The following is a 3157-nucleotide window of genomic DNA, read 5'->3' as shown; positions in this document are numbered from 1 at the left end:
ATTAAATATATATCGAATGCCAACCGGTGTCGCAGCTAGGACGGGTTCTAAGTTGGCGTTAATATTAAGGCCGGTATTTTGTTCTTCCATACATAAGATCTCCGACTTGTAAGGCCTGATGAACAGTGGTTGTGAGCCTAGACGATAGAGGATAGCGCGTAGTGAAGAAGAAAAACAACTGCGACAGGTAGCCTACCATTCTGAGTCAGGGATGAAAAACCAACATGTGCGGTGGCAAGTCTGACAGATATCAGCAGTACATAACTGGTGCAGACAAAATCGAAGGCAGCTGGAGGTCTTGGTTTCAGAGGCTCTTGGAATTAATCGGTCCAATCCATAATCGGGATGCAAGGTGAGGGTGGAAATTATATTGCCCATCATTAGGCCTGCTGGGGCATAGCTTGAATTCGCCCAGACCTGGTAGCTGTTTTCAGTTGTGCATTCAACCGGTCGATGCACCACAACAGGTACCGTGAAAGCAATATGAGTGTTGCAAACGCTGTACTATGGTTATTGGCAATCCAAGGTTAAAAGGCGAATCCATTAGCCATGCTTGCTCGCTCCTGTAACACAATTGTCATGTGCCGTCACCAACGATTTCGGGGCCTATTTGAACCCATGAACCTCGATTCCGGCTGATCGCTCTTTTAATTATCATAGTTTCTAGCTCTCCAGCAGACGCTTGGTCACCGGTAGCCATCGTTGGTGCAGACTCCCAGAGTTTCATATCGTCAAGTAGATTTGTGCGGGCATTCTTGTCGATTTTTTCCGGGTCTACAGTTTCTGGTGTTTTCAGCAGATTCGGCGTGTGCCTTTCGAATAATTTACGGATGAGCCCTTTGGATTCTGCTGGCAGGCGATTTGCAAATTTATAAATTCCCTGCTGTTTCACTTCTTCTGGTAAGCCGCTGAAGTAAATGTTCAGATTTCTTAGATCTGCTTTCAAATCTCCTCCCCAAACGAACTCTTGGTTTGTGCGCATAAACAATGGGGCGCACTGCCGATGTAGCTTGTCAGTAGAAACAAAAAGAGTGCAGAACGGAAGGTAGTAGAGGTAGGCAATATCCACCTTGTGGCTTGCCCGAGTGCTCGCTACTAAGTTAGCGCCCACGGCGATGCTGAAAAACAACTCAACCCGCAGTACATGAGCCGCATATGGAGCAAACGTTCGCAACGATGGTTTGCGTTTACGTTTCCAGCGTTCTTTGACATGACGTCTCATGGGAGTCGGAACATCTAAAACTTCTAGTGCTGCGTCGAAGCGGGAGGTAGTTTTTGTTAATCCATTGAGGAATTGGTCAGCGAGGTTGATTGCCGCGTCCAGTGTCTTGCATGTTTTTGAGCTGATACCGAGCTGTTTCATGGCGCGCTCAATTACCGTTAGGTCTATGTTTTCAACCTGACGACGCCACTCTCGGGCATAAAGACGTTCAACGTCGTAGAACCTGCCGTCCTGCCATCTTTGAAATGCTTTGGCTTCTGGCGTAACCTCTGCAATGGCTCCCTCCTTGTTATCGCGTACGACCCGACGCATGTTGGCCAGAGGTATTTGTCCGTTCATTGGGACGTGATTACCAAGTAAGTCCTGAACGCAGAGGTCGTGATGAAAGTAGCAGGGGCCGCCGCTCATTTGAGGCGTTTTTGCGGCAATGATCCCAACCTCATCCTCCGCAGACTTTCCCTCCCTTGGTGTTTTCCACAAATCTGCCAAGGTCTCGATGAAAAACAGGGGCGCAATAACGGGATAAAAATAATTGTCAAACCAGACCGACTCGTCAGTGCTTAACGCCTGCAGAAAAGACTTATCGAATAAAGTGATTGGCCCCAAGATCGACTCCTTCTGATGGTATGAATAGCCCCCGGTCTCAAAGATACTACGAGTGACTATTTCCTACAGCGGTCCTTCAATAAATTTATATTAGCAATCGTTAGGCTTTCCAGCCGCGACCAGGAATTCCTGCCGGGCCAGCGCCAGGGTGCCCACGGGCGCTGAGGTGACCACGTTTTCCACACCCGGATCGGCGCGCCACAATTGCCAGGCGAGGTAGAACAGGTACGCCGCGCCGAGGATCTTGATGGCGTAGAACAGCAGCTCAGAGGTTTGCAACACCACAGCCAGCCCCGCCGAGGCGAGGGCAATCATCCCGGCAAACGCCAGCAACCGGCCGATGCCGGCCACACACGCGGTGCGGTAGCCATAGCGGGTCGAATTGCTGACCGACAGCAGGTTGTTTGGGCCGGGAGCCATGTTGAGGGCGAAGCAGGCCGGCAGAAACAGGGTGAGGGTGGCGAGGTCCATGATGGGCTCCTGTATCAAGAGCGCTATTTTTATCACAGCAAAGGGCTGGCCAGACCCATACAGTGACGGGCGTAAACCACCGTACAAGGGGCTATCTAGCGAATTTTTTCGCCCCGGCGACGCAGAGGATCACGGCAACGGTGACACCCAGCATGCCGAGGCTGACCTGTTCATGCAGCAGGGTGGCGGCCAGGGTCAGGCCGAAAAACGGCTGCAGCAACTGCAGTTGCCCAACGGCGGCGATGCCCCCTTGGGCCAGGCCGCGATACCAGAACACGAAACCAATCAACATGCTGAACAGCGAGACGTAAGCCAGGCTGAACCAGGCCGGCGTGCTGATGCCGGTGAACGAAGCCGGCATGCGCATCCAGCTGAGCACCGCCACGACCGGTAGCGACAGTACCAGCGCCCAGGAAATCACCTGCCAGCCACCGAGCGTGCGAGACAGCTTCGCGCCTTCGGCATAACCCAGGCCGCAGGCAAGGATGGCCAGCAGCATCAGAATGTCGCCTTGCGGGGAGGCGGTCAGCCCTTGGGACAGGGCAAACCCGACCACCAGCAGACTGCCCAGCACCGAGAAAACCCAGAACGCCGCCCGTGGCCGCTCGCCGCCGCGCAGAACGCCAAACACCGCCGTCGCCAGGGGCAACAGGCCGACGAAAACGATGGAGTGTGCGGACGTCACGTATTGCAGTGCCAGCGCCGTCAGCAGAGGGAAACCAATGACCACACCCAGGGCGACGATCATCAGCGGTATCAGTTGATCACGCGCCGGACGTTTTTCCTTGAACAACCACAGCAGGCACAGCGCCAGGACCGCAGCGATGGTCGCGCGGGCGACCGTGAGGAACACTGGAT

Annotated in this window: 2 protein-coding genes and 1 pseudogene; all 3 read right to left on the bottom strand. The window is 53.7% G+C overall.

Annotated features, from left to right (window positions below):
• Window positions 1-577: 577 nt before the first annotated feature.
• Window positions 578-1828: a hypothetical protein gene (locus tag ACRESJ_RS21285; protein WP_431759661.1), complete on the bottom strand. Its 1251-nt coding sequence runs from the start codon at window positions 1826-1828 to the stop codon at window positions 578-580.
• A 102-nt stretch (window positions 1829-1930) separates the two neighbouring features.
• Window positions 1931-2299: pseudogene (locus ACRESJ_RS21280) on the bottom strand (LysE family translocator); the annotation flags it as partial.
• 91 nt (window positions 2300-2390) lie between these two features.
• Window positions 2391-3157, bottom strand: a 767-nt coding sequence (locus ACRESJ_RS21275) for a DMT family transporter (RefSeq protein ID WP_431759660.1), incomplete at its 5' end; no start/stop codon positions are given.

Source organism: Pseudomonas sp. (assembly GCF_050739655.1).
Taxonomy (GTDB): Bacteria; Pseudomonadota; Gammaproteobacteria; order Pseudomonadales; family Pseudomonadaceae; genus Aquipseudomonas.
The sequence above is the reverse complement of the archived record's forward strand: the minus strand, read 5'-3'. Positions and strand labels throughout refer to the sequence as shown.